This is a genomic window from Cytobacillus sp. NJ13, assembly GCA_030348385.1.
Lineage (GTDB): Bacteria > Bacillota > Bacilli > Bacillales > Cytobacillaceae > Cytobacillus.
In genome coordinates, this window is sequence record JAUCFP010000006.1 from 990,849 (window position 1) to 1,016,875 (window position 26,027).

A 26,027-nucleotide genomic window follows, 5' to 3' on the forward strand; every position below is an offset into this window, starting at 1 on the left:
TCCACACAGCCAATTAACAGATGATGGCGGAATGCCCTTATTCCAATTCGGAGAAGACCAGCAGCAAGATCAGGGGATGACACCCCAACAGCCTGAAAGCCGCCAATTTGCGCAGCCAGATCGGCAGGGAGGCGGACAGCAGCCAGAATCAGCTGCACCACAAGAAGGTAGAGATAGCGGACAGGCACCCGCAGCTCAAAATGATGCAATAAATAACTTTGAATCTAAAGTAATCGAATTAACAAATGCAGAACGTCAGAAAAATGGCCTAAATGCATTAAAATCAGATAATCCGCTAAGTAATGTTGCACAAGCGAAATCAAATGATATGCAGCAGAAAAATTACTTTTCTCATACAAGCCCAACTTATGGTTCTCCATTTGATATGATGAGGGATTTTGGGGTCAATTACAGCAGCGCTGGCGAAAATATTGCAATGGGACAGCAGACTCCTGAACAAGTTGTTCAAGCGTGGATGGATAGTGAAGGGCATCGGAAAAATATCTTAAACGGCACTTTCACACATATTGGTGTTGGATATACGGAAAATGGCTCCTATTGGACACAAATGTTTATAGCTAAATAAAAGGAAATCGGCTAATGCTAATTAGCCGATTTCTTTTTTGTTGATTAAAGGTTCAAGCTGATTTTTTATATCATCAAGCAATTCATGAATGGTCATTTCGTTATTTGTTTGCCCTTTATCAAGAGCAGATTCCAAAAGCTTTGCAAAATCACTAAAGTTAGTATTCATAATAGACACCTTCAAACAGCAATGTATTTTATGACTCTATTCCCTTTTAAGATTTTTTAAAACTTGTTATATACTATTTATTTTCCGGCGGAGCCGTGACAAATAGTGAACAATCATTCAACCTTGGTTTTTTTATAAATGTTTAAGTTCTAAAACAGCTGGGGAATTAATACTGATAAATTTTTTTGGCTGCCCCCATACCTGTCTGATACACAGCGAATAGTATAGCAGGAAAGAGATTTTAGTTTCATTAAATCAGGAGGTCTGGTTATGAGATTGGTGCAAATGGATATTGATCAGCTATTAGAAGCCACATCGGAAATTGCCGAAGAAGAACTTGGCTATATGATCAGACATGTAGAAATTGATCATTTATTAGAGCGAACCCAGGATTGGTAATATATTTGGAAACTCCCCTCAGTCAGGAACTGAGGGGAGTTTTTATGCTGAAAACTTATTTTCTTGTAATTGATCCTTAAATCGAAGCGTTTTTGCAGAAGATATTACTACACCTAAGATGACTATTCCTCCTCCGATTAACTGATACAAATACAATTTTACCTCAGTAAAATACAATGCGAATATGATGGCGAAAACAGGAAGAAGATTCAGGAAAACCCCTGCTTTGGCTGCACCTATTAAGGAAACTCCAAAATTCCAGGATAGAAAAGCCATAATTGAAGCCAGGAAACCAACATACAGCAAGATTCCTGCTGAAGTTAAGGAGAAGACAGGCTCTTCTTCCATCACCAAATATTCAATCAAGCTTAAGGGCGCCAATAGTAAAATGCCGAGAAATGATGATGCATAAAAAGCAGATAGCACAGGCAATACGTCTGAATATTTTTTACCAATTACCGAATACAATGCCCACATAATGACTGCTGCCAATACGTATAAATCTCCAGCATTTATTTTCCATGAAAGAAACATTTCAATCGATCCCTTTGAAATAATATATAAAATCCCAAAGACTGACAGGAGAATTCCTGCTGCCTGGTGAGCTAGAAGCTTTTCTCTTAATATAAATATGGCTAGAATAGCGATAAATAGGGGTGTAGTACTATTTACCACTGATGCATTAATCGAAGTGGTGTATTGCAGCGCAAAATAAATGATTGTATTGTAACCGGCAACGCCTGTCACCGCCAATAGCAAAAGTATCCGCTTATGCTGCCAAATAATGTTCCAATCTTTTTTTAGCTGCTTGACCATAAATGGAGTTAAAAGCAAGAATGCAATGATCCATCGCATTAGGGAAAAGAGGAGAGGTGGAAAATAATCGACACCAATTCTGCCAATAACAAAATTACCTCCCCAAATCATGTTCGCTAAAATCAGCATTAAAAAACCGTACTTTTTGTTTGTCTCATCCAGCATTTGAGAAAACCTTCTTCCTGCACTGTAATAAAATAAATTTTACCTTTAATGTCAATAAAATTCATTAATTTCAGAAAATAAATAAATATAAATTTGTAACTATTGGAAGATTTATCCCGTCAACTTACTTAAAAAGGGGTGTCTTCTATGAAGAAAAAATGGCTTTTTCTAGGCGGAATCACACTGATCATTATTTTACTGGCGTCTTTTTCATTCCTTAACAGATTGAAAATTGTCAATAATCCGGCAGAAAATAATGGAGAAGTTACAGTTCTGGATAATAAAGTGTGGGAAATCACATTTTCAAAAGAACTTAATCCAGATAGTGTCAACAGCAGCTCCGTTTATATTTTGAATGAAGAGGGGGGAAAAGAGCAGGTAAAAATCTCTCTGGAGAATAATAATAAATCCATTGAAATTCAGCCCCCTGCTGAAGGATATAATCTAAATTCTCCACATTATACCTTGGTCCTGACAAAAGATATCAAAACAGAGGGCGGGCAAAATCTGAATCAATCAGTAAAAACTGCTTTCAAAGTTATAGATACTCTGCCGGCAATCGGCTCAAGAAATAAATTGAACAATTACTTCTCAAAAATGCTAAATGAAGAAAGGACTTTCCTTGCAGGAAGGGATATGGCAGTGAGCGAGGAGAACAGCAATGAAAAGAGCTCAGCAGATTCTGCAGGTGCAGATTATTCCGGGACAAATGTTCAAGTAGCCGGTATAGATGAGGCTGATCTGATAAAAACGGATGGCACGCATATATACAAAATCACTGATAATAAAGTCCAGATTATTAAGGCCATGCCGGCTGATAAAATGAAGATGGATTCTGAATTAACATTTAATCAAGCCTTCTCTCCTTATCAATTATTTATAGAAGGGAATCAATTAATAGTTGTGGGCCACAGCTATAAAGATGCTCCTGATCATATTGGAAAAGCGGCTTCAGAAAAAAAGATTGCTCCAGCATTTCATTCCACAAAAACGATTGTTTTCAATATCGAAAATAAACAAAAACCAAAACAAATTAGAGAGGCAGACATCGAAGGCAGTTTGCTTGCTTCCAGGCTAATGGATGGAAAGGTATATTTGATTACAAGTTATTATCCCGAATATTGGATTCTGGAAAGAAATAAAAATGCAGATCTGCGTCCTCGGTATTTTGATACTGCCAAGAGCAGGGAGCAGCAGATCGTTGATTATGATGAGATAAAATATTTTCCTGGTTCCCAAAACGCAAATTATATTAATATAGCTGTATTGAGTGTAAGAGCAAGCAGAGAGCCACTATCTGTCACAAGCTACTTAGGCAGCGGAAATGAATTCTACATGTCCAATAATAATCTATATTTATCAGCCGCCAATTACAGTAATGAAATCATCGCAGACAGACAGATGCCCCATCCGGATACGAGCATCTATAAGTTCAATATTAAAGGCGGAAGAGTCGAGTTTCAGACATCAGCTGAAATAAAAGGCACCGTTTTAAATCAGTTTTCAATGGATGAATATAATGGAAACTTCAGAGTGGTAACAACCAAGGGGGAGGCCAGGGACGAAAGAACTCCCTCATCTAACAGCCTTTATATTCTGGATAAAAATTTAAATCAGATTGGACAGCTTGAAGACCTGGCTAGAGGGGAAAGGATTTATTCTGCAAGGTTTATGAATGACCGAATTTATATGGTTACTTTTAAGGAAACGGACCCGCTCTTTGTCATTGATGGGTCAGATCCGGAAAAACCTTCTGTACTGGGTGAATTAAAAATTCCCGGCTTCAGCAATTATCTGCACCCATTGGATGAAAACCATCTCATTGGCTTCGGACATGATACGAAGATAACAGGAGGCAAGGGACCAGGCAGTCAGCCTGTTATTACAACGGACGGTGTTAAAATATCTTTATTTGATGTAAGCAATACAAATAAGCCCGTGGAAAAAGATACAGAAATAATAGGAGGACGCGGAACATATTCACCTTTAAATTACGATCACAAAGCACTGCTCATTCATAAAAAGAATAATCTATATGGATTCCCCATTTCGATCTACCAAAATAAAGAAGGAAGCCAGTTTGAATCCAAATTCGACTTCCAGGGTGCGTTAGTATACAAAATTACTGCCCAAAATGGAATCGAGCTTCAAAGTAAAATTACCCATCAGACAGAAAATGCAATCTATGAAGAATGGGAAGATACAATCGAAAGGCTTATCTATATCGGTGACCACATTTATAGCATTTCTCCAAAAAAAGTTGATGCATACCATATAGATGGATTCAAAAAAGCAGGAGAACTTGAGTTAAATTAATTTAAAGGAACCGGCCTCTTTTCTGGCTGGTTCTTTTTCTTAATCCGCCGATAAAAAACAATAATGGAAATAAATTACCATATATTTGAATAGAAATGTTGAATGAAGGCAAATATAATGCTAATAATATATAAATATAATTTTACTAAACGGCTGGTGAGTATATGAACGGCAGCAGTATTCCTAAATTGATATCGTCCGAATTGGCCATGCTTTGGAATACATATGTGGCAGATACTGCAGCAGTCTGCTGCATAAAGCACTATATAAAAACAAATGAAGATCCAGATGTCTTGCCGGTATTGAAGTACGCGCTATCTATCGCCCAGGATCACATAGACGACATTGCCTCACTCTTTAAAAAAGAAGAATTTCCAATACCTGATGGATTTAATGAAACAGACCTGCACAATGACACTCCCAAATTATTTTCAGACATAACCTATTTAAGATTCATGCATCATTTGGGAAGAACCGGATTGAATGCCTATTCACTTGCTAAGTCAGTTTCTGCAAGAAAAGACGTTCGCAGCATGTTTAAAAAATACTATGAACAAACTGAAAAACTTTTTGATATGGCTGCTGAGGCTATGCAAGAAAAGGGAATTTTCATTCGATCACCATATATAGAATATCCTAAGAAAGTAAAGTATGTATCAGACCATCGTTTTCTGGGGGGAATTGTAGGCAAAAGGAGGCAGCTGCTGGCCATTGAAATTGCCCATCTTGGTACGAATATCGAGTTATCCAATATTGCCAAAACCATGCTTTTGGCATTCAGCCAGGTAGCCAAACAAAAAAAAATAAGCGACTATTTTAAAAAAGGGTATGAAATGAGCCTGGAGCATGTAGAATATTTTCTCAATGTCTTGAAAAATGACGATGTTGCCTATCCAAGCACATGGGATGGGTCCATTACAGACTCAACCACCTCACCTTTTTCGGATAGATTAATGATGTTTCTGATCGCCAGCATAACTGCGGTCGGCGTAATGGACTTTGGCATAGCCATCGGTGCGAGCATTAGAAAAGACCTGGCTATTCAGTATGCTAAAATGATGATTAAAATCGGTGATTTTGCAGATGATGGAGCAAAAATTATGATTGACAACGGCTGGCTGGAAAAGCCGCCTCAATCACTTGATAGAGAAGAGCTCAGGAGTAAATAACTGAAGCACCTTTTTGTGGGTGCTTTATTTTTTTATTATGAATGCAGACCAAAATTTGGGGTATAGATTACTAGCTTAGAATAATTAAAAGGAGATGAACAGATATGCTTAAATGGATGCTTGCTTTTACCGCCTGCATACTGATGACAGCTTGCAGTGCAGAGGAAGAAGCAGAGAATGATTCAACTAATAGCCAGGAATATAACGAAGCTACGAATACAGAAGGTGAAGAAAAGCCACTCTCAGTTACTGAATTGGATGATCGTATTGATGAGGGAATGAATATTGATACTTACTCGGCCGAAGTACAATCTTGGGCGGAAAAAGGGCAGCTTGAAATGGAAGAAACAGTTATCGCAGAAGATGAAAACACCTCATCTGCTGATATCCTGCAGCTTGCGGATGGATTTCTAGGAGTAGCTTATGATGAAAAAGAGGTAACAGAAGTTAAAATGTTCCAGTCAGCAGACCATGCAAAAGAATATTTTGAATCACTATAACTGAAAAAGCACTGGGACTTGACGATCAAAATTATAAACTTTCTAATCTAACTGATATTAGACCTTCCGGACGGAAGGTCTAATTTTATTCTGGACTATTAACCATAATGGCCGCCACCTGCATTAGTCGATCATAGAATAGAGCAGATGCAGGGTTTTGATCCAGCCCCGTTTCCTTAAAGGCCTCTTTCATGCAGGCAAGCCATCTTTGTGCTCTTAAAGGTGTAATCTCAAATGGCAGATGCCTTTGTTTCATGGCAGGCGGGCCAAACTCCTGGCTGTATAGAGGCGGTCCTCCAAGAAATTGTGTAAGAAACATCCTCTGTTTTCGCTTAATGTCCTCTATATCACCTTCAAAAAGGGGACTTAATACGGGATCTGCATAAACACGGGGATAAAACGCCTCCACTAGCTTTTCAATGGTCTCAGTTCCGCCTATTTCTTCAAAAAGTGTCTTAAAATCATGCACGATTCTTCACCTGCTTGAATTACATTTTTTTCATTCTCATTATATAGAAGTTATATTAACTTAAATGTGATTTAAATCACAGTATGATTATTGGCGAAACTTTTTTCAGTTGTGAACGTAAATTAAAGAAAGAAATCGAAAGGGTGAGAATATGGGGAAAAAAGGCTGTATTAAATGCGGCAGCAGTGATGCCGGCCAAAAAGAAGTTGCCATGACTGGTACGGGACTTTCCAAAATGTTTGATATTCAGCATAACCGTTTTCTGGTAGTTTACTGTAAAAACTGCGGATACTCAGAATTTTATAATAAAAACTCTTCCACTGCAGGAAACGTACTCGATTTTTTCTTCGGCGGATAAAAGTAACTGATCATGCATTGCCCAACATGGGGCAATGTTTTTCTTTTTTTAAGCAATAAATTTTGTTAACTGAAACGAATGTGAGAAAATTATCCAGTACCCTAATTGATAAAAAGAGGTGAAAGAATGAAAAATTTACAATCTGCTGCATCATTACATAACGGTGTCAAAATGCCATGGCTGGGACTGGGTGTTTTCAAGGTACAGGACGGAGAGGAAGTTGTCCAGTCTGTTAAATCAGCCCTTAAAGCAGGATATAAAAGCATTGATACGGCGGCAGTCTATCAGAATGAAGAAGGTGTAGGCCAGGCAATCAAGGAAGCGGGCATACCTCGTAAAGAACTTTTTATTACCACAAAAGTTTGGAATTCTGACCAGGGCTATGTTTCTGCAATCAATGCATTTGAAACCAGCCTTGAAAAGCTGGGTCTTGATTATATTGACCTTTACCTGATCCATTGGCCTGTGAAAGGGAAATATAAAGAAACATGGAAAGCTCTTGAAACTCTTTATAAAGAAAAGAGAGTAAAGGCAATTGGTGTGAGCAACTTCCAGATCCACCACCTTGAAGATCTGATGCAGGATGCTGAAATTACCCCCATGGTTAACCAGGTAGAGCTTCATCCTTTGCTGAACCAGGCTGAGCTTAGGGACTTCTGCAAGGAGCAGGACATTCAAATAGAAGCATGGTCACCACTGGGACAGGGAGAGCTTCTTGAAAACGCAGCATTGAAGGAAATTGCCCAAAAGTACAGCAAATCGGTTGCACAAGTTATCTTAAGATGGGATCTTCAGAACGAAATTGTTACAATACCCAAGTCAGTAAAAGAACATCGCATCATTGAAAATGCTGATGTATTTGACTTTGAGCTTTCTTCAGAAGATATGGACAAAATCAGCAGCTTAAATGAAAATAGACGAGTAGGTCCGGACCCTGACAACTTCGATTTCTAAATAATGCAGCAAACCGGCAGGCAATAAGCCTGCCGGTTTGCTTTTACTCCTCAAAATAATCCCGAAATTCTTCTGTAGCCGTTTCGCCTTCATTCTTAAAGTAAGGATTATCTTCAGTCGAATTTTCCGGATCAAGATTTGTCTTTATCACAAGTGTTGGCCCCGAAGTATGCCCGGCAATCAATCGATCATCCAGTTCTTCGAAATCCGGCAGCTTTTTGCTTCCTGGTTTTATTGGATCCATGGCTGCACCTCCCAATCAATAGCGTGCAATGAGCAGGCGGAATTTATTCACACACGATGCTTAAGCACTAAAGAATGTTTGCACAGAGGGAAAAAAGGATATTAGGGAAGAAAACATTCTTTGGTACATAAGCCCACCCTGTTTTGATGGAGGAAGAAACAATGAGTATTTTCGAGAATATTTTGGATATCTTGGAGAAAAAGGGGGCTATATCCATCCCTTCCTTGCTTGACGAAATGAATAGACTAAGTAACTTTCAGAATGCCAACCGGAAACCGCTTGAATTATCACATGTAAAATCTGTCATAAGCAGAAAAAGAGAAATTTTCCATATAAAAAATAATATTGTCACGATTGACCCTGATAAAGACCCCATCCTTTTGAGTATCAGCCTCGGCGGTTATCCCGGGCCATGGTACAAAATTGAAGTGGACTTTATCAACGGGCGATTTGTATATTTTGAATGGCATTTAAGTTCGTTCTCACCTAGAAATGAACTGCCTGCAGCATCAGGCAGCATTGATGAATTCAAGAAAGAATTATATCGGCTGAAAATTTGGAAGTGGCAGAAGGAATACCAAAACCCAGGAATCATATTGGATAGTGTGACATGGTCCATAAAGCTGATTACAAAGGAAAATATTTTTGAGAGTCAGGGGATTCAGGCATTCCCTAAAGGCTGGGAAAAGTTTTGCAGGGCACTTTCAAAGCTGACAGGAAAATATATCTGCTAAAAAGCTGCTGCTAAGGAAATAGCTGCGGCTTTTTTAGCGTTCTGAAATCACCTTAAGGACAAAACTCTTATCTTCCTCATCAATGAAAAGGCAATATTCTTCTTCCTCCGTTATATCAAGCAGATGCTGAAGTTCCTTTGGGATATGGATAGAGCCATTTTCAGAAATAAGTCTTTTATTATGAGTTGAATCCAAATTGGCCTTCTCAATAATTATTTGATCCTGGTCGAAGCGAAGATCAGCCAGTTTTCCCGGCAAAAGCCCAAATTGGCTGCGCCACTTGCTGGGGAGAAGAATTTTACCAGTTTTATTGAAATTTTTGCATTTATACATTGTTAACATGCTGATCAGCTCCTTATATGCTTGTTAATCTATTACACACATCGGAACTTTCAAAACACATATTTTAAGCAATTTTAAAATATCTGCCGTTCAACCGGAAAGAATGAATAAATTTCCTTTAAATACAAAACCTTAAAAAAAAGGTGGAGTAAGATGAAAAAGAAGCTATATTTGGTGCTTATAATTCTCCTTTCCTGGCTGACTGTTCCGTTCATAGGCAAAAGGGATTTTAAACGTTTTTATCCAGCAGCCATTTTTATGTGCCTTTATGTTCTGATAGAAGGGTTTATCGCTGAAAAAAACAAATGGTGGACTATTAAGGAAAGACTTCATCCAAAGCTCAGTGGAGAACTGCCAATGATATTAGGGCCTTTTTTTGCAGGATCTATATGGATATTAAAATTAGCTTATGGAAGGCCCTTGCTGTATTTCCTTTTGAATGCAGTTGTTGATGCCTTTTTCGCCTACCCTTTTTATACTTGGTTCAAAAAGATCGGGATTTGGAAGCTTCTCCGTTTTTCACAGCTGAAGCTATTTATGCTGTTCTTGATGAAATCAATATTTATGTATGTTTTCCATATGGTATTTGTGGATAAAAAAATGCTATCGGCGGCAGTTGGCGGATTCAGGAATTATTTTAATAAGTCCCGAATAAATGGGAGAGAGGAGAGAGGATAATGGAAAAAAGAGACATGTCCTGTACAGATGATAAAGATATTCTCCATCATCTAATGGAAGAACAAATTGCTTATATCTGTGTAGAGGAAGAAGAAGAACGGATGAAGGAAGAAACAATGAATAACGGGAATAACGATTAAGATCTTTTACTGAAAGAGGTATAAAATGAAAAAAATAATTATCAGCCTTATGGTTTTGATTGCTTTATCAGAATACATTCCCATTCGGGCATTGTCCGTAGAAGCGCATGCTGAGAGACCAGAGCCAGCATATGCTAAATGGGGCAGACTTGCAATGGAAACAGCAAAAAAGAAATACCCTAAAGCTAAAATTCTTGACTACTTGCATATCGGCAGAGAAAAGAGACAAACGACAGAGATCGAAAAGTTCAAGCTATGGGTAGAGGATGAGGGCAAAGAATTCGGTTTATACATTGATATTGAATTTGATTCCAAAACTGACAGAGTAATCAGGATCAATACGCGAAGATCAGCTAATTAACTTGATCGGAATAAAACCAGGGACTTTATCATATTGAAGTCCCCGGTTCCTTATTTCTCAAATTCAAAATTTGAATAGCAATCAATCGCGAAGTCTGCATATGGGTTGGGATTGCGGAACGCACAGGTACTGATGCCGATCTGTCTGGCAGGCATTAAATCTGTATCCTGGTCACCAATAGCCAGATCAATATGATAACGCCGATGAAGATATTCATAGGATTCCGGATGCGGCTTTAAACAGAACCCATCAAATTCAGGGCAGATAACTTCTTCAAAATAGGAAGTGAGTTTCCAATACTCAAGCAGCTCCTCCGTGGATTGCCGGTTCCGATGGGTTACCAGCACGTTTACATTATTTTGCTCTAATATATTCCTTACATGTGGAAATAATGGCTTCTCATCATGCTTAAAAGTTGCTTCCATTTGACGAAAATCAGCAATTTTTTCCGGAGAAACATTAAATTTCTGATATGCTGTCCCGTTTTTAAGGGGCGTAAGAACTTCTTGTGGATCCAGCTCTTTGCCGGATATGCGAATAAAAGACTGAACCAAAGTAGGCCATGTATCAAGAATTGTGCCATCTAAATCCCAGAGAACATTCATAAAAATCTCCCTCCTTGCTATGCTATGTAACCATTGTAAAGGTTTTAAAAAGGAATAGGCAAATACCCGGCAAATTTTGCCGGGTATTTTTACTATCTTAATACATTAAAATATCTTGCTTCCGGATGGGCAAAAACCATTGCAGATACAGAGGCTTCCGGCTCCATCATACATTCTTCTGTAAGCTTAACTCCGATATCTTCAGGCTGTATAAGTTTAAATAGCTTTTTCTGATCCTCAAGCTCTGGGCATGCAGGATATCCATAAGAAAAGCGCTGTCCCTGGTATTTCGCCGCAAAACGGTCTTTCATAGTCATTTCAACTGGATCAGGGAATCCCCAGCGATCCCGAATCTGACGATGGATCAGCTCGGCAAGCCCTTCAGCTGTCTCCAAAGCCAGCGACTGCAGGGCGTGGCTTTCCAAAAATCTGCCTTCGGCTTTTAAACTGTCTGCTATACCGCGTATTCCTTTCCCGGCTGTCACAGTAAAGAAGGAAACATAATCCATTTGACCGCTTTCTTTTGATTTAAGAAAGTCTGCCAGACATAGAAATGGCTCCGTTTCCTGGCGAGGGAACTCAAACGTTTCAATGACCGTTTTTTCATCTTCATCATAGATATACACCTTATCGCCATCTGACTGGGCAGGGAAGAATTGATAAACTGCTTTTGGTTCAATCCAGTTTTTCTCTTTTGCTTCAGCAATCAGTTCATCAACCATTGTGTTAATCTTAATTGCTTTTTCATCTTTTTCTGCGAGCAGCTTTTGCAGGTTTCCTTTTAAGCCAAGGTGATGGCCAATCAGCATTTGCTTATTTATATACGGCTCGACATGTGAGAGGGAATATGTTTTCAGCAGATGCCGCTTTAAGTCTTTTGGAACAAATACCGGCACTTTTGTGCTGACTGTTGGTTTAGGCTTTACTGCAACTGCAACCGATCCGCGGTCAAATGGGACTGCATTCAGCACGGCTGCCTGTTTTTCTGCCTGCTGAATCCGCAGTTTCTCCGCTTCTTCGGGCTCCTGAAGCTGATTGGCTAGAGAAAGTCCATTCATGGCATCCTTGGCATATAGCACGAGTCCATCATATTCCTTGGAGATCTTAGTATCTGTAAACTTTCTCGACAGTGCAGCGCCGCCTACTAATATCGGAATATCGATTCCTGCCTGTTTCATGTCATGTGCCGTAATGACCATCTGCTGTGCGGATTTTACAAGCAGACCTGAAAGGCCGACCATATCCGGATTCTCACGCCTGATTTTTTCAATCAGTTCAGCAGGGGAGACCTTGATACCCAGGTCTATTACTTCATATCCATTATTGCTTAAAATAATATCCACAAGATTTTTCCCTATATCATGGACATCACCTTTAACGGTTGCGAGGATGATTTTCCCCTTGGATGAAGATTGTGCAGCATCTTTTTCCATATAAGGTTCGAGATGAGCAACAGATGCTTTCATAACTTCCGCACTTTGAAGGACTTCTGCAACAATCAGCTGGTTATCATTGAACAATCTTCCTACTTCCTTCATTCCATTCATTAAAGGCCCATTAATGATATCAAGAGGAGCAGGGTATGCTTGGAGGGCCAGATCAAGATCAGGCAGGAGCCCTTCTTTTGTTCCCTCCAGAATATAATAGGCGAGGCGTTCCTCAAGTGTCATATCTGGAAGAACACTTTTGCTTTCTTTCTTCTTATCCCGGTAAAAATCAGTGAAAATGGCAAGTGATTCATCAGTAGTTTCGAAAAGAAGTTTTTCAGCCATTAAGACCTCTTCCTTTGAAATAGAGGCAAATCTTTCCAGTTTTTCCGTATTCACAATCGCATAATCGAGGCCTGCTTGAGTACAGTGATACAGAAATACTGAATTTAATATCTCCCTGCCGACAGGAGGGAGGCCGAATGAAACATTACTGATTCCCAGAATGGTTTGTACCTCCGGGAGAGCCTCTTTAATAAGTCTTATACCATCTACCGTTGCCTTTGCAGACCCGATGTATTGCTCATCCCCTGTCCCGACAGGGAAGACGAGGGGGTCAAAAATAAGATCCTCAGGCGGAATTTCATACTTATTTACAAGCAAATCATATGAACGCTTTGCAATTTCAAGTTTTCTTTCAGCCGTAACACCCATTCCGTCTTCATCTATTGTACCTACTACCACAGCTGCACCATATCGATGGATCAGTGGAGCAATAGCTTCGAATCTTTCTTCGCCATCCTCCAGATTAATGGAATTTATTATGGCTTTACCCTGTGAATAGGTGAGGGCCTTCTCGATAACCGTTTCGTCAGTAGAATCTATAACCAGCGGAACCTTAATTTTTTTTACTAATTCCTTGATAAAATTTTCAACATCCTGCATTTCTTCACGGTCAGGATCTGCAAGGCAAATATCAATAACGTGGGCTCCGCCTTTTACCTGTGCCCGGCCTATTTCAGCAGCTTCCTCAAACTTTCCTTCAGCAATCAGCCTTTTAAACTTGCGTGAGCCAATTACATTTGTGCGCTCGCCGACCATAATGGGCCTTAATGTCGGGTCGTCATAAATCAGAGGTTCAATTCCAGAAACTTTGTGCAGAGAATTCCCATCATAATTCCTTGGTTTATAACCTTTAACTGATTCAGCAATTGCCTGGATATGTTCAGGTGTGGTTCCGCAGCAGCCGCCTACAATATTCAGCCAGCCTTCCTTGGCAAAGCCCTCAAGCTTGCTCGCCAGTGATTCCGGAGTTTCATGGTACTGTCCTTCTTCATCAGGCAATCCTGCATTGGGATAGCAGCTGACAGCTGTGGAAGCCAATCCTGATAAAGAACGGATATGGTCCTGCATGAATTCGGGACCTGTCGCACAGTTGAGTCCGACTGCCAGAGGTTTCATGTGTTCCAGCGAAATATAAAATGCTTCAATCGATTGGCCTGCAAGAGTTGTGCCCATCGGTTCAATCGTTCCCGAAACGACGAGGGGAAGTTTTATTCCCGTCTTTTTTGATGCATTTTCAATGCCGATAAAACCAGCCTTCACATTCAGCATGTCCTGGCTGGTTTCCAGGAGGAGAAGGTCGGCTCCACCGTCAATTAACCCTGTGGCTTGTTCTTCATAAGCTGCGATCATTTCTTCAAATGAAGACCCGCCGGTTACACTAAGCGTCTTCGTCGTAGGTCCCATGGCACCAGCCACATATCTTGGCCATTCAGGAGTTGAAATGCGGTCTGCAGCTTCCCTGGCAATTTCAACAGCAATTTTATTTAGTTCATAAGCCTTTTCTTCCAGATCGTAATCTGCCAGAACAATGCTGGTTGCGCCAAAGGTATTGGTTTCAATAATATCTGCTCCGGCTTTTAAGTATTCAAGGTGGATATGTTCAATCACAGAAGGAGCTGTTATATTTAAATTCTCGTTGCAGCCTTCATATTCTTCGCCGCCAAAGTCATCGGCGGTTAGATTGGCTCTCTGCAGCATGGTGCCCATTGCTCCATCCATGATCAGGATTTTCTTTTTTAGCTGCTCCTGCAGTGATGTTTTATGCATGTTGTTTCCTCCTTGAAAGCCGTTCGGTTGTCTCACGGGCATAGTTTGATAGTTCGACAGTCATTTCATAGCGCATAAATGGAGTGATAAGGTAAATGCCATTAAACAGCTCAGCCGCGGCATCGATCAGCGACTTTGCAATAGCAATGCCTTCAGCTCCAGCCTTTGCAGGATCATCTTTCAATGAAGCCATTCGGTTTCTAATGCTGTCGGAAATTTTGATTCCCGGAACTTCATTATGAAGAAACTCGGCATTCCGGCTGCCGGTAAGAGGCATTAGGCCTATATAAACAGGTGCTTCTAAATCTTTCACAGCCTCATGAACTTCCAGCAGCTTCTCTTCAGAAAAAACAGGCTGCGAGATGAAATAATCCGCACCATGTTCAATTTTCTTTTCAAGCCGTCCAACAGCTTTTTCCAATGAGCGGACATTGGGGTTAAAAGCGCCTGCAACTGAAAAAGCAGCTTTCTGGCCAAGATCTTTCCCTGAAAAAGATAACCCTTCATTCAACTGCTTGATCATACTGATCAATTCAAATGATGAGACATCATATACGGAAGATGCTCCTGGAAAATCACCGACACGTGCAGGATCACCCGTAACGGCAAGAATATCATTTAATCCAAGTGCATGCAGCCCCATTAAATGGGATTGCAGACCAATTATATTCCTATCCCTGCAGGTCACATGAACAAGCGGGCGCAATCCTGTCTGCTGCTTGACGAGATAGCCAAGCGCAGAGTTGCAAACCCGGGGGGAAGCAAGGGAGTTATCTGCAAGTGTAATAGAATCTATTCCGGCTTCCTTCAATGCTTTTGCACCTTCAAAAAAGCGTGTAGTATCAAGCTTCCTTGGGGGATCCAATTCTACAATAACAGAAGGCTTTTCCCTGACAATATCCTGAAGAGGAGGGAGCTCTCTTGACGACGATGGCTTTTCAGAAACAATGACTTTATTGATTGCTTTTGTCTCTTTTTCCTCGATTGGCGGAATTCCTTTTAAAACGTCAGAAAACGCCTTGATATGGTCAGGTGTTGTTCCACAGCAGCCTCCAAGCAGGCGGACACCCTGATTTCGGAATTCAATCGCTGACTGCCGGAAATATTCTGCATCTCCTTCATAATGGAATTTGCCGTCCGTATAGGCTGGAATACTGGCATTTGGATAAGCAGAAAGATAGGCATGCTTTGGCAAAGGTACACTTTCTAGAGTTTTCAGCATATGATGCGGACCAAGCCTGCAATTGATTCCCACAACATCCGCACCAATGCCTTCAAGCTTTGTTAAAGCATCAGCGATAGAAGTCTGGTTCTGAAGAACACCCGCTTCCTGAAGAGACACCTGTGCGATAATCGGCAAATCCGTTTCTTTTCTGGCTATGGCAAGGACTGTCTCAAGTTCTTCCAGGTCATAATAGGTTTCAAGCAAAATACCATCTACATCCTCAAGCAGCAGGCAATATAGCTGCTCTCTAAAGCTTCTTTTTATTTCTTCAAGTGTAATCATGTTGGGCTTGAATCCTCTGATCCCGCCGATTGTACCAGCAACATATGCGCGGCCCTTGGCAGCTTTTTTGGCAATTCTTGCTGCCGCACTGTTAATCTCCTTAACAGAGTCCTCCAGTCCATATCGCTGCAGCTTCAGATAATTCGCCGCATACGTATTTGTTTGGATCAATTCAGCCCCTGCGCCTATATATGCTTCATGGATGTGCTGGATCTGTTCAGATTGTGATAGATTTAATTCCTCAAAACAGCTGTCGGTACCATAGGAGTAAAGAAGAGTTCCCATCGCGCCATCTGCTATGATGATTTCATTCTTTAATTTATTTAGGAAACTCAAAATATCACCCCCGCTGTAAAATCGAATGTTTTGTTTGTCCGGCAGCAGATAAAGCTGCCTTGAAATCTTCTATAATATCATCTGCGCTCTCCAGGCCAACAGATAGACGAAGAAGACTGTCCGTTATTCCTCGCTGCTCCCGTTCGGATGCAGGCATGGCTGCATGCGACATTTTTGCAGGGTAGGAGAGGATGGATTCAACAGCTCCCAGACTTACTGCAAAAACAGGTATTTTGGCATTCTCAACAAATGTTCTCATTGATAGCTCATCTTCAAGCTCAAAAGATAAGACGGCACCTGCGTTCACAGCCTGCTTTTTCTGGATTTCATATCCGGGATGATCTGCAAAACCTGGATAATGCACTTTCTTAACAGATGGGTGATCATGAAGGAAGCCAGCAATTTTCTCAGCTGATTTCACAGACTGATCAAGCCTTACCTGCAGCGTTTTAATGCCTCTCAGCACAAGCCAGGCATCCTGAACACCCAGAACAGCTCCAAAGGAATTCTGGAGAAAAGCAAGTCTTGCGCCTAATTCCGGATCTTTCACAACCGCCAGACCAGCAACGACGTCGCTGTGTCCGGATAAAAATTTGGTTGCGCTGTGCAGTACTATATCTGCACCTAAAGAGAGCGGTTTTTGAAGGGCAGGGGTCAGGAATGTATTATCCACAAATGTCAGGGCTCCATGCTGTCTTGCAATTGAACTGATGGCCTGTACATCTGTCACTTTCAGCAGCGGGTTGGAAGGAGTCTCTACATAGAAAACCTTTGTGTTGGGACGGATTGCTTCTTTTACTTCCTCAAGATTTGTCATATCAACAAATGTGTGCTCAATGCCAAAACGGGACAGGACTTCTGTTGTCATGCGATAGGTTCCGCCATATACGTCTTCTGTAATGACAACATGATCTCCCTGTGATAAGAGGAGGAATGCTGTAGAAATGGCAGCCATTCCAGAAGAAAAGGCAAACCCTCTAATACCTTCTTCAAGCTCCGCTATGACTTCTTCTAGCGCTTCCCTTGTTGGATTCAGGCTGCGGCTGTAATCATATTTTCCGAAAGCATCAATATCTTTTTGATGAAAAGTGGAGGCATGCTGGATCGGTACACTGACAGCTCCTGTTTCCGGGTCGAATTTTTGATTATTGTGAAGTAATTTCGTTTGGAATGTGTAATTCGAACTCATCGTACTGCCTCCTTAACAACCTTAGCAAAAGCATGTTCAAGATCCGCCTTCAAATCTTCTGCATTTTCTATTCCAACCGAGAAACGCAGAAGCCTATTACAGACACCGGTTTCAATGCGGATTTCTTCAGGAATGTCCGCATGTGTCTGGGTTGCTGGATAAGTTATGAAACTCTCGACTCCGCCAAGGCTTTCTGCAAAGGAGATAAGGGAGAGGCTCTGCAGAAATGGATTCACCCAGGATTCATCCTTGATTCGGAAAGATATCATGCCTCCCTTGCCGGGATAAAGGACATCCGTTACTGCATCATGGACTGATAAAAATTCTGCCAATTCCTTCGCATTTTCTCCATGCCGTTCCATGCGGAGAGAGAGTGTCTTCATGCCTCTGATCAACAGCCATGAATCAAAAGGGCTAAGGACAGCACCTGCGGCATTGTGGTTCATAGACAGTGCCTCACATAACTCTTTGCCCTTTGCAACAATTAATCCGGCAAGGACATCATTATGCCCGCCAAGATACTTTGTTGCACTATGGATGACAATATCAGCTCCAAGCTTTAACGGCTGCTGAAGGAGGGGGGTATAAAACGTGTTATCAACGATAAGGAGGATATTATGCTTTTGGGCAATTTCTGCTATCAATTGAATGTCAGTCTGTTCCATCAGAGGATTAGTTGGAGTCTCCAGAAATATTGCCTTGGTCTTTTCCGTGATTAAATTTTCAACATCTTCGGGATTGCTGGTATTTACATATTTGCTCTGAAGTCCCCACTTCTTGAAGCCCTGTTCCAGAAGACGATATGTACCGCCATATAAATCCTTGGATACTATCCATTCATCTCCGGATTTAAAAAGAGAAAGTATGGTAAGAATTGCGGCCATTCCAGAGCTGCAGGCATAGCCTTGATCGCCTTCTTCAAGATCGGCGATTGCCTTTTCAAGCAGCTGGCGGGTGGGATTGCCTGTTCTGCTATAGTCAAAGCCAGTTGACTGGCCGATGCCTTCATGGCGATATGCCGTGGAAAAATATACTGGCGGATTGACTGCACCTGTTGCTGACTCGCTCCTGTTTCCGATTTGCGCTAATCTGGTGTCAATATTATACATGCTTGTAACCACTCCTTAGAAAAAATAAAAAAAAGCCTTCTATAAGAAGAAGACTTTTTAATGTGATCAGCCATTCTTCTTATCTTTCAAGTTTTTAAGAAACTTGCAGGAATTAGCACCTTTTCAATCAAAAAAATGATTGCTGGTTGCTGAGGCGTCGTCGGGCCTTACCCTCGACCTCTCTGGATAAGAAATCAAATATTAAATTTTCTCTAAACTTTACTACAGTAAACCGCTAATCGTCAACACTTTTTTGAATATTTTATGTTATAAAAAATATCCGCTCAGGTGTCTTGAGTCCTTTTGTCCTAAGCGCACGTTTTAAGGGGGATGAGGAAGAGCTTGAACAAAAAAACTTTCCATTACATTCTGGAAAGTTTTTTAGTGTATTCATTCTTCAACCAAATCGTTAACCGGCACATCCATTTCTTTTTCAGAATCTGCTTTTGTGTAAATGCGTGCTGTCTTAGTCTGCTCGTCTACATGCTGAATGATGATCGGGATGCCATTGAAAGTAACACTGTACATTTCAGCAGACTCAGCAATCTCTTTTGCTCTGCCAATATTCATGGAAAAACCTCCTGAATTTGAATAATTTTAATGTGTCTAAAAAATAAACAAATTATTCTTTTGAAAAAACCTTGGCATAAAATGTTAGAAGTGGATCGCTTTAAAGTTCTGAATATTTGTTTTATAATGAAGGCAAATGAAATTTTTCTTGGAGGGAAGCTAATATGCGTGAACATAGCCACTGCCGCCACCGGTTTGCGGAATCTGAAGGACCAGCAGTATTTCAGACCATGGATGGCATTGAAGTAAATGTTTCTGGTTCCATGTTCGAAAAATGTACAACTTGCGGCCATTTTGATTTTCCTGTGGAAACGAGAGAAGCAATTGAATCTTCCCTAAAAGAAAACAGAAAAAATGCGAATGCAGCGAAACAAATCTATATTAACTTAGTTGAGACTTTTTAAAGCCGAACAGCACTTCGGCTTTTTATTTTTGCCTCTTATAAAAACCACCCAGTTATTTCTTATTTATAATTGTTTAACATTTAACAAAACATTTTATTAGAATAAGTAATTACTAAAAAAAAATTTTTAATAGTTTTCCACTATATTCATGTTTTTATCTTTGTACAACTAGATTTTCCGTGTTAGAATAACTGTGGAAACGTTTTATCCTCTGAAAAATATTATTATTCGTAAAAATAAAACGTTAATGCATCTTTTAGATGGGTATTGTATTTTCAGGGGAGAAAAATGCATTTGAATTATTTACTTAAAAACAGTTATGGAGGTAATTTTCCATGAAAAAGCCATTGAATGGTGAGGGACCTTTTGAACAAGGATTTCATGGCCCCAACCTTGGCTACGTTATTGAACTATATGAAAGATACTTAGAGGATCCATCTTCAATTGATCCTGAAATGAAAGACTACTTTGAAAGAAATGGGTCCCCTCTGGCGAGTGAAGGGAAAAACCAATTGGCTTCATCAGCAAATCAGCCAATGAATGCCGGACAGCTTGAAAAAACACTTGCTGCAATTCGCCTTGCTGATAATATCCGCACATATGGCCACTTGGCTGCAGATATTTATCCGCTGGGTAACAATAAATCTGAAAGTGCATTATTCGAACTGAGTAAATATGGCTTAACTGAAAATGATTTAAAAGAGATTCCTGCTGGGGTCATTACTAAAGACGCCACATATCCATTACGCAACGGACTTGAAGCAATTGAATTCCTGAAAAGCGCTTATATGGGACCAATTGCTTTTGAATTCCAGCATATATTTGATGAAAACGAAAAAGACTGGCTCCGCCGTAAAATAGGGGCTAACAGCCACAAACTGTCAATGCAGAAGGCGGAAAAACTGAAAGTTTTAAGAAGGCTGACTGAAGTTGAGGAATTTGAAAAGTTCCTTCATAAAACTTTCGTTGGACAGAAAAGATTCTCAATTGAGGGTCTTGATACAATGGTTCCATTACTGGATGAAATTGTTTCTGAATCTGTTTCTGATGGAGCCAAAACGATTAACATCGGAATGGCCCACCGGGGAAGGTTAAATGTTCTTGCACATGTGCTTGGAAAGCCATATGAAATGATCTTCGCGGAATTCCAGCATGCGCCAAATAAAGAACTGGTTCCTTCCGAAGGATCTGTCGGAATCAATTACGGCTGGACAGGTGACGTTAAATATCACCTTGGTCTTGATAAACAGATCAAAGATGAGAATACGACCATAGCCAGACTGACATTAGCTAACAATCCGAGCCATCTTGAATTTGTAGGTTCACTGGTTGAGGGCTACACTAGAGCTTCACAGGATAATAGAACAAAAGCCGGTTATCCTGAAGTAGATCCAAAAGCTGCTTTAGCCATTATCATTCATGGAGACGCAGCATTCCCAGGACAGGGAATTGTAGCAGAAACACTGAACCTTGGGCAGCTGACTGGATATAATACGGGCGGTTCGATCCATATCATTGCCAATAATACAATTGGTTTCACAACAGAATCACATGATTCACGTTCTACCAGATATGCAAGTGATCTTGCCAAAGGTTATGAAATGCCGATTCTTCATGTTAATGCAGATGAACCTGAAGCAGTAGTCGCAGCGGCAAGAATTGCTTGTGAATATCGTGCTAAATTCCAAAAAGATTTCCTTATCGACTTAATTGGATACCGCAGATTTGGGCACAACGAGATGGACGAGCCTATGACGACTAATCCTCTCATGTATAACATTATTCGCAAGCGTCCAACGGTGAAAGCGCTGTATGCTGATAAGCTTCTAAATGAAAAGATCATTTCCAAAGAAGAAGCAGAAGGCATTCATCATGAAGTACTGGAAAAAATGAAGGCTGCCTATGAAAAAGTGCCAAATGAAAAGAAAGAGGCGGAGTTAACCAATCCACCTGAAACAGTCGAAAAGGGTCTGCCAAAAATTAAAACAGCTGTGACTGTCGATAAATTAAAGCAAATTAACGAAGAATTATTAAAATGGCCAGAGGATTTCAAAGTGTTTGATAAACTCGGCAAAATTTTACAGCGCAGATTGGAAGCGCTTGAAGGAGACGGCAAGATTGATTGGGGACTTGCCGAAACACTGGCTTTTGCAACCATCTTATCTGATGGTACCCCTGTCAGACTGACTGGCCAGGATTCCGAGAGAGGTACATTTGCACAAAGAAACGTTGTTCTGCACGATCATACAACTGGAAAAGCGTATTCACCATTGCACAAGCTTTCAACTGCCAAGGCATCTTTCGCGGTTCATAATAGCCCATTATCTGAAGCTGCTGTCGTAGGCTTTGAATATGGATATAATGTATTCGCTCCAGAAACACTTGTTCTATGGGAAGCTCAGTATGGTGATTTTGCCAATGCGGCACAGGTAATGTTTGACCAGTTTATTGCTGCAGGCCGTGCGAAGTGGGGCCAAAAATCAGGTCTTGTCATGCTTCTTCCGCATGGCTATGAAGGACAGGGACCTGAACATTCAAGTGCACGCCTGGAAAGATTCCTGACTCTTGCAGCAGAAAACAACTGGACAGTTGCCAATCTTTCTTCTTCAGCACAGTACTTCCATATTTTAAGAAGACAGGCTGCCATTCTCGGAAAAGAGGAAGTTCGCCCATTAGTGATCATGTCTCCTAAGAGTCTGCTGCGCAATCCGAATGTCGCTTCAAATGGATTGGAATTGAGCGAAGGAGAATTCAAGTCTGTTATGGAACAGCCTGGCCTTGGTCAAAATCACGAAAAAGTTAAACGCATAATTCTAGGAACAGGTAAAATCACAATTGATTTATCCGAAAACCTGAAAAACTACCAGGATCAGGATTGGTTCCATATTTTACGTGTGGAAGAAATCTATCCATTCCCAATGGATCAAATTAAAGAAATTTTAACCCGCTATCCGAATGTAGAAGAAATCGTCTGGATTCAGGAAGAACCAAAAAATATGGGTGCATGGAATTTCGTTGAACCTAGACTGAAAGAAATTGCCGGAAGTGATATAGACGTCACCTATATTGGAAGAAGACGACGTTCAAGCCCTGCTGAAGGTGACCCGACTGTTCATAAGAAAGAACAAGCACGCATAATAGATGAAACCCTAACACGCAAGCAAGAAGGAGGAAATTAAGGTGGCAGAAATCATAGTTCCAGAATTGGCGGAATCCATTACAGAAGGTACGGTGGCACAGTGGCTAAAACAGCCTGGTGACACTGTAAATAAGGGTGACTATGTTGTAGAACTTGAAACGGATAAGGTAAATGTTGAAATAATCTCTGAACATAGCGGTGTATTACAGGAAATCAAAGCCCAGGAAGGCGACACTGTTAATGTAGGTGAAACCATTGCTATCGTTAATGAAAGCGGACAAGCTGCACCTGCTCCAGAAAAAGCGGAAGAAAAGCCTGAGGCGCCTAAAGCTGAACAGCCTAAAGCAGATGATCAGCCCGCACAGCCAGCGGCTGAAGAAAAAGCAGGCGGACAGCGTCCGATCGCTTCTCCGGCAGCACGCAAGCTGGCAAGAGAAAAAGGGATTGACCTAAGCCAGGTGCCGACAGCTGATCCACTGGGCAGAATCAGAACCCAGGATGTTGAGTCTTTCAATCCAAATCAAGCAAAACAGCAAGCTCAGGCACCAAAACCGGCAGCAGCTTCAAAACCTGCAGAACAGCAGGCTGGCGGAAAAGAAGTGGAACGAATCAAAATGTCCCGCCGCCGCCAGACAATTGCAAACCGCCTTGTAGAAGTTCAGCAAACTGCAGCGATGCTGACAACATTCAATGAAGTGGACATGACAAATGTGATGAACCTTCGCAAGAACCGCAAAGATAAATTCTTTGAAGAAAATGATGTTAAGCTTGGCTTCATGTCATTTTTCACAAAAGCGGTAGTTGCATCCCTTAAGAAAAATCCTTATTTAAATGCTGAAATTCAAGGCAATGAAATTGTCCTTAAAAAATTCTATGACATAGGTATTGCCGTGTCAGCACCAGAAGGTCTTGTCGTTCCGGTTGTACGTGATGCAGACCGCAAAAACTTTGCTGAAATCGAAAAGGATATCATGGACCTTGCGGTTAAGGCCAGAGACAACAAACTTGCCTTATCAGACCTGCAGGGTGGAAGCTTCACTATCACAAATGGCGGTGTATTTGGCTCCATGATGTCTACGCCAATCCTGAACGGACCACAGGTTGGTATTCTTGGAATGCATTCCATTCAATTGCGCCCGGTTGCAATTGATGCTGAAAGAATGGAAAACCGTCCAATGATGTATATCGCACTTTCCTATGACCACCGTATTGTTGATGGAAAAGAAGCTGTAACATTCTTGAAACGCGTCAAGGAACTGATTGAAGATCCAGAAAGCCTTCTATTTGAAGCATAATAACATAATAAAACCAGAGCGGAATTCCGCTCTGGTTTTATTATGGAAAATAATTTGCATTAAGGAAACATTGTACTTGTTATGAATATTATAATAAAAAAGCAGGTGATGAGCTTGAGAAGAAGACAAATGAAGATACTCCAATATAGTACAGTGTTAAAGAAATTAGGGGTTCTAAGTGAACAAGAATATGAAAATATCAAAAAAGCAAATAAACTGCCAAAATCCGTGCGAAAATATTAAAAAAAGCGGGAATAGCTCCCGCTCTACATACCCACTAAGTATTTGGCAAATTAAAGTTAAGTTGAAACTTACTCTTTAAACGGCTTCAATCCCCGTTTTTGAATTTCAGTTTTTAATATCCTAATCCATTCCTTTTCAGACCCTGACTTCAATGCATCACGATACGAGACGACCAGCTGTTCATTACTCATAATTTTCATTATGCATACCTCCTGGTTAAATGGATTGAATATTCTATTTTTAATTATTGTAAAGGTTTTTTAAGTTTTTGTGAACCCTTTATAAAGAAAAGTTTTATTTCATTATGATGACATTTTTTGTTGACGCATTTCAGCAGCTGATAGTGGACTCGCATACAAACCGAAGGTAAGATTTATATAAATAGATTGTATAAAGGAGGAAGCCTCTAATGAATCTGGCACTAGACCATCTCGTCCACTTTATTAAAGCTGATCCATCTGGAGCAGTGGCGAAATGGGAGAATGTGGGATATAAAGCAGTATTGGGAGGGAGCCATGAAAACTGGGGGACATATAACAGCCTTTTATATATCGGGCAGGCATACATTGAATATTTATCTATTGAAGTAAATCATATTGCCGCTGCTGCTGAAAACCCGCTCATTAATCAGCTGACAGATGAACTCCTGTTAGGGGAAGGCATCGGGCAGCTCTGCTTCCGAACCAGTAATATTGAAAACCTAAAGGCTGAATTAAAGAGGAAAGGCTTTGAGACCCTTCCAATTTTTGAAGGAAGCAGGAAGAGGCAGGATGGAAGCATGCTTTCGTGGAAGATGCTGTTCATAAAAGAAAACCCCCATTATAAATATCCTTTTTTTATTGACTGGGGCATGGAAGACGATAGAAGATTTGAAGAACTGCGGCATCTTGGCTTTATTGATGAAAACCTTGAAAATAAAAAAATTGAAGAAGTATTTATAGCCTCCAATGATTGTGAAAAGTCTGCGGAGTCATGGAAGGCGATTATGCCAATTTTCATCGCTGATGTTTACATAAGCAGCGATGATAAAGAGAAGAGAGCATCCATTGAAATTGGATCATTAAAACTCACCTTTTGCCAGCCATTGCAGGATGAAGGAAGGGCTTTGGAAATTCTGAAAAAAAGGGGGGAGAAGCCCTTTGCTGTTCAGTTTTCGCCTGGCCTTGAAAAAGAAATAACCCTATTTGAAGCTGTTTATTTTTAAAGGAGGGAGCCCATTGTTAAGGAAATTCACTGTAAACACTTCAGAACGAGACCAGTTCCTTGAAATAACTTCAGAAGTACAGGCATACATTAACCAGTGCGGAATCGCTGAAGGAGCAGCAATCGTCTATTGCCCGCATACAACTGCCGGCATCACCATAAATGAAAATGCTGATCCGGATGTTAAGACAGATATGATCCGCCGATTCAATGAAATATATCCCTGGGATCAGCAAAAAGACCTTCATATAGAAGGGAATACCGCAGCGCATATGAAAGCGGTCACTGTCGGTTCTTCACAGCATATCATCATTACAGAAGGGCAGCTGCTGCTGGGCACCTGGCAAGGGATTTACTTCTGTGAATTTGATGGGCCAAGGACGAGAACATTTTATGTAAAAATTTTAGTTTGAACATATGGAAGCTGTTCCTGGATTAAGGGGCAGTTTTTTATTATAAAAGAATACAAATTTGATGAATCTAGAGTTA

Annotated in this window: 27 protein-coding genes, 1 pseudogene and 1 riboswitch; of the genes and pseudogenes, 16 read left to right on the plus strand and 12 right to left on the minus strand. The window is 40.6% G+C overall.

The window, feature by feature from the left end:
* The first annotated feature begins 157 nt into the window (after positions 1-157).
* A pseudogene (locus QUF73_04830) lies at positions 158-586 on the plus strand (CAP domain-containing protein).
* Between the two features lie 21 nt (positions 587-607).
* Here QUF73_04830 and QUF73_04835 read toward each other — a convergent pair.
* A complete protein-coding gene (locus QUF73_04835; protein MDM5225528.1) occupies positions 608-754 on the minus strand; it encodes a hypothetical protein in 147 nt (48 codons plus the stop codon).
* Between the two features lie 270 nt (positions 755-1,024).
* Here QUF73_04835 and QUF73_04840 point away from each other — a divergent pair, with 270 nt between their 5' ends.
* Complete coding sequence (locus tag QUF73_04840; protein ID MDM5225529.1) at positions 1,025-1,153, plus strand: hypothetical protein; 129 nt, start codon at positions 1,025-1,027, stop codon at positions 1,151-1,153.
* A gap of 42 nt (positions 1,154-1,195) precedes the next feature.
* Here QUF73_04840 and QUF73_04845 read toward each other — a convergent pair whose 3' ends face one another.
* Positions 1,196-2,134 carry a DMT family transporter gene (locus tag QUF73_04845; GenBank protein MDM5225530.1) on the minus strand — a complete coding sequence of 313 codons (939 nt, stop codon included), beginning with the start codon at positions 2,132-2,134 and terminating at the stop codon, positions 1,196-1,198.
* A gap of 147 nt (positions 2,135-2,281) precedes the next feature.
* Here QUF73_04845 and QUF73_04850 point away from each other — a divergent pair, with 147 nt between their 5' ends.
* The 3 genes from QUF73_04850 (at position 2,282) to QUF73_04860 (ending at position 6,119) form a co-directional block, all read left to right on the plus strand.
* Positions 2,282-4,450 (plus strand): beta-propeller domain-containing protein, encoded by a 2,169-nt coding sequence (locus QUF73_04850; GenBank protein ID MDM5225531.1) that lies wholly within the window; start codon positions 2,282-2,284, stop codon positions 4,448-4,450.
* Positions 4,451-4,614: 164 nt separating this feature from the next.
* The gene (locus tag QUF73_04855; protein ID MDM5225532.1) at positions 4,615-5,619 is read left to right on the plus strand and encodes a DUF3231 family protein; all 1,005 of its coding nucleotides are present in this window, start codon (positions 4,615-4,617) and stop codon (positions 5,617-5,619) included.
* Between the two features lie 104 nt (positions 5,620-5,723).
* Complete coding sequence (locus QUF73_04860; GenBank protein ID MDM5225533.1) at positions 5,724-6,119, plus strand: hypothetical protein; 396 nt, start codon at positions 5,724-5,726, stop codon at positions 6,117-6,119.
* An 85-nt stretch (positions 6,120-6,204) separates the two neighbouring features.
* Here the strand turns inward: QUF73_04860 and QUF73_04865 are convergent, their stop codons facing one another.
* A complete protein-coding gene (locus tag QUF73_04865; GenBank protein ID MDM5225534.1) occupies positions 6,205-6,591 on the minus strand; it encodes a globin in 387 nt (128 codons plus the stop codon).
* Positions 6,592-6,739: 148 nt separating this feature from the next.
* On the opposite strand from QUF73_04865, the gene QUF73_04870 reads away from it, so the two are divergent.
* Together QUF73_04870 and QUF73_04875 are read left to right on the plus strand one after the other, a co-directional pair.
* Positions 6,740-6,946, plus strand: a complete 207-nt coding sequence (locus tag QUF73_04870) for a zinc ribbon domain-containing protein (protein ID MDM5225535.1) — start codon at positions 6,740-6,742, stop codon at positions 6,944-6,946.
* A 126-nt stretch (positions 6,947-7,072) separates the two neighbouring features.
* Positions 7,073-7,900 (plus strand): aldo/keto reductase, encoded by an 828-nt coding sequence (locus QUF73_04875; GenBank protein MDM5225536.1) that lies wholly within the window; start codon positions 7,073-7,075, stop codon positions 7,898-7,900.
* A 43-nt stretch (positions 7,901-7,943) separates the two neighbouring features.
* On the opposite strand, the gene QUF73_04880 is transcribed toward QUF73_04875, so the two are convergent.
* The gene (locus tag QUF73_04880) at positions 7,944-8,144 is read right to left on the minus strand and encodes a hypothetical protein (GenBank protein ID MDM5225537.1); all 201 of its coding nucleotides are present in this window, start codon (positions 8,142-8,144) and stop codon (positions 7,944-7,946) included.
* 161 nt (positions 8,145-8,305) lie between these two features.
* Between QUF73_04880 and QUF73_04885 the strand changes: the two genes are divergently transcribed.
* Positions 8,306-8,878 (plus strand): hypothetical protein, encoded by a 573-nt coding sequence (locus QUF73_04885; GenBank protein MDM5225538.1) that lies wholly within the window; start codon positions 8,306-8,308, stop codon positions 8,876-8,878.
* 33 nt (positions 8,879-8,911) lie between these two features.
* On the opposite strand, the gene QUF73_04890 is transcribed toward QUF73_04885, so the two are convergent.
* A complete protein-coding gene (locus QUF73_04890) occupies positions 8,912-9,220 on the minus strand; it encodes a hypothetical protein (protein MDM5225539.1) in 309 nt (102 codons plus the stop codon).
* 153 nt (positions 9,221-9,373) lie between these two features.
* Here QUF73_04890 and QUF73_04895 point away from each other — a divergent pair, with 153 nt between their 5' ends.
* Genes QUF73_04895 through QUF73_04905 form a run of 3 tightly spaced genes read left to right on the plus strand, consistent with a single transcriptional unit; the run spans position 9,374 to position 10,399 of the window.
* Positions 9,374-9,898, plus strand: a complete 525-nt coding sequence (locus QUF73_04895) for a hypothetical protein (GenBank protein ID MDM5225540.1) — start codon at positions 9,374-9,376, stop codon at positions 9,896-9,898.
* Entirely contained in the window at positions 9,898-10,038 is a 141-nt protein-coding gene (locus QUF73_04900) for a hypothetical protein (GenBank protein ID MDM5225541.1), read from the plus strand. Before QUF73_04895 ends, QUF73_04900 begins: the two co-directional genes overlap by 1 nt.
* A gap of 25 nt (positions 10,039-10,063) precedes the next feature.
* The gene (locus QUF73_04905) at positions 10,064-10,399 is read left to right on the plus strand and encodes a DUF3889 domain-containing protein (protein MDM5225542.1); all 336 of its coding nucleotides are present in this window, start codon (positions 10,064-10,066) and stop codon (positions 10,397-10,399) included.
* A 50-nt stretch (positions 10,400-10,449) separates the two neighbouring features.
* Here QUF73_04905 and QUF73_04910 read toward each other — a convergent pair whose 3' ends face one another.
* The 6 genes from QUF73_04910 to QUF73_04935 form a co-directional block, all read right to left on the minus strand.
* Complete coding sequence (locus QUF73_04910; GenBank protein ID MDM5225543.1) at positions 10,450-11,004, minus strand: HAD hydrolase-like protein; 555 nt, start codon at positions 11,002-11,004, stop codon at positions 10,450-10,452.
* A gap of 92 nt (positions 11,005-11,096) precedes the next feature.
* The gene (metH, locus tag QUF73_04915; GenBank protein MDM5225544.1) at positions 11,097-14,543 is read right to left on the minus strand and encodes a methionine synthase; all 3,447 of its coding nucleotides are present in this window, start codon (positions 14,541-14,543) and stop codon (positions 11,097-11,099) included.
* Positions 14,536-16,386, minus strand: a complete 1,851-nt coding sequence (locus tag QUF73_04920; protein ID MDM5225545.1) for a bifunctional homocysteine S-methyltransferase/methylenetetrahydrofolate reductase — start codon at positions 16,384-16,386, stop codon at positions 14,536-14,538. Before QUF73_04920 ends, metH begins: the two co-directional genes overlap by 8 nt.
* Before the next feature lie 4 nt (positions 16,387-16,390).
* The gene (gene metC / locus QUF73_04925) at positions 16,391-17,575 is read right to left on the minus strand and encodes a cystathionine beta-lyase (GenBank protein MDM5225546.1); all 1,185 of its coding nucleotides are present in this window, start codon (positions 17,573-17,575) and stop codon (positions 16,391-16,393) included.
* On the minus strand, positions 17,572-18,684 hold the full coding sequence (locus tag QUF73_04930; protein ID MDM5225547.1) for a methionine biosynthesis PLP-dependent protein: 1,113 nt from the start codon (positions 18,682-18,684) through the stop codon (positions 17,572-17,574). The genes metC and QUF73_04930 overlap by 4 nt, the downstream gene beginning before the upstream one ends.
* A gap of 76 nt (positions 18,685-18,760) precedes the next feature.
* Positions 18,761-18,877: riboswitch (SAM riboswitch) on the minus strand.
* Positions 18,878-19,074: 197 nt separating this feature from the next.
* Positions 19,075-19,254 (minus strand): H-type small acid-soluble spore protein, encoded by a 180-nt coding sequence (locus QUF73_04935; protein MDM5225548.1) that lies wholly within the window; start codon positions 19,252-19,254, stop codon positions 19,075-19,077.
* 164 nt (positions 19,255-19,418) lie between these two features.
* Here QUF73_04935 and QUF73_04940 point away from each other — a divergent pair, with 164 nt between their 5' ends.
* The 3 genes from QUF73_04940 to odhB all read left to right on the plus strand — a co-directional run bounded on the left by QUF73_04940 (position 19,419) and on the right by odhB (position 24,092).
* Positions 19,419-19,658 (plus strand): hypothetical protein, encoded by a 240-nt coding sequence (locus tag QUF73_04940; protein MDM5225549.1) that lies wholly within the window; start codon positions 19,419-19,421, stop codon positions 19,656-19,658.
* A 335-nt stretch (positions 19,659-19,993) separates the two neighbouring features.
* Complete coding sequence (gene sucA / locus QUF73_04945; GenBank protein MDM5225550.1) at positions 19,994-22,837, plus strand: 2-oxoglutarate dehydrogenase E1 component; 2,844 nt, start codon at positions 19,994-19,996, stop codon at positions 22,835-22,837.
* A gap of 1 nt (position 22,838) precedes the next feature.
* Positions 22,839-24,092: a 2-oxoglutarate dehydrogenase complex dihydrolipoyllysine-residue succinyltransferase gene (gene odhB / locus QUF73_04950; GenBank protein MDM5225551.1), complete on the plus strand. Its 1,254-nt coding sequence runs from the start codon at positions 22,839-22,841 to the stop codon at positions 24,090-24,092.
* A 311-nt stretch (positions 24,093-24,403) separates the two neighbouring features.
* Here the strand turns inward: odhB and sda are convergent, their stop codons facing one another.
* On the minus strand, positions 24,404-24,535 hold the full coding sequence (sda, locus tag QUF73_04955; GenBank protein ID MDM5225552.1) for a sporulation histidine kinase inhibitor Sda: 132 nt from the start codon (positions 24,533-24,535) through the stop codon (positions 24,404-24,406).
* Between the two features lie 209 nt (positions 24,536-24,744).
* Here sda and QUF73_04960 point away from each other — a divergent pair, with 209 nt between their 5' ends.
* Complete coding sequence (locus tag QUF73_04960) at positions 24,745-25,539, plus strand: VOC family protein (GenBank protein ID MDM5225553.1); 795 nt, start codon at positions 24,745-24,747, stop codon at positions 25,537-25,539.
* Positions 25,540-25,552: 13 nt separating this feature from the next.
* The gene (locus tag QUF73_04965) at positions 25,553-25,951 is read left to right on the plus strand and encodes a secondary thiamine-phosphate synthase enzyme YjbQ (protein ID MDM5225554.1); all 399 of its coding nucleotides are present in this window, start codon (positions 25,553-25,555) and stop codon (positions 25,949-25,951) included.
* Positions 25,952-26,027: the final 76 nt, after the last annotated feature.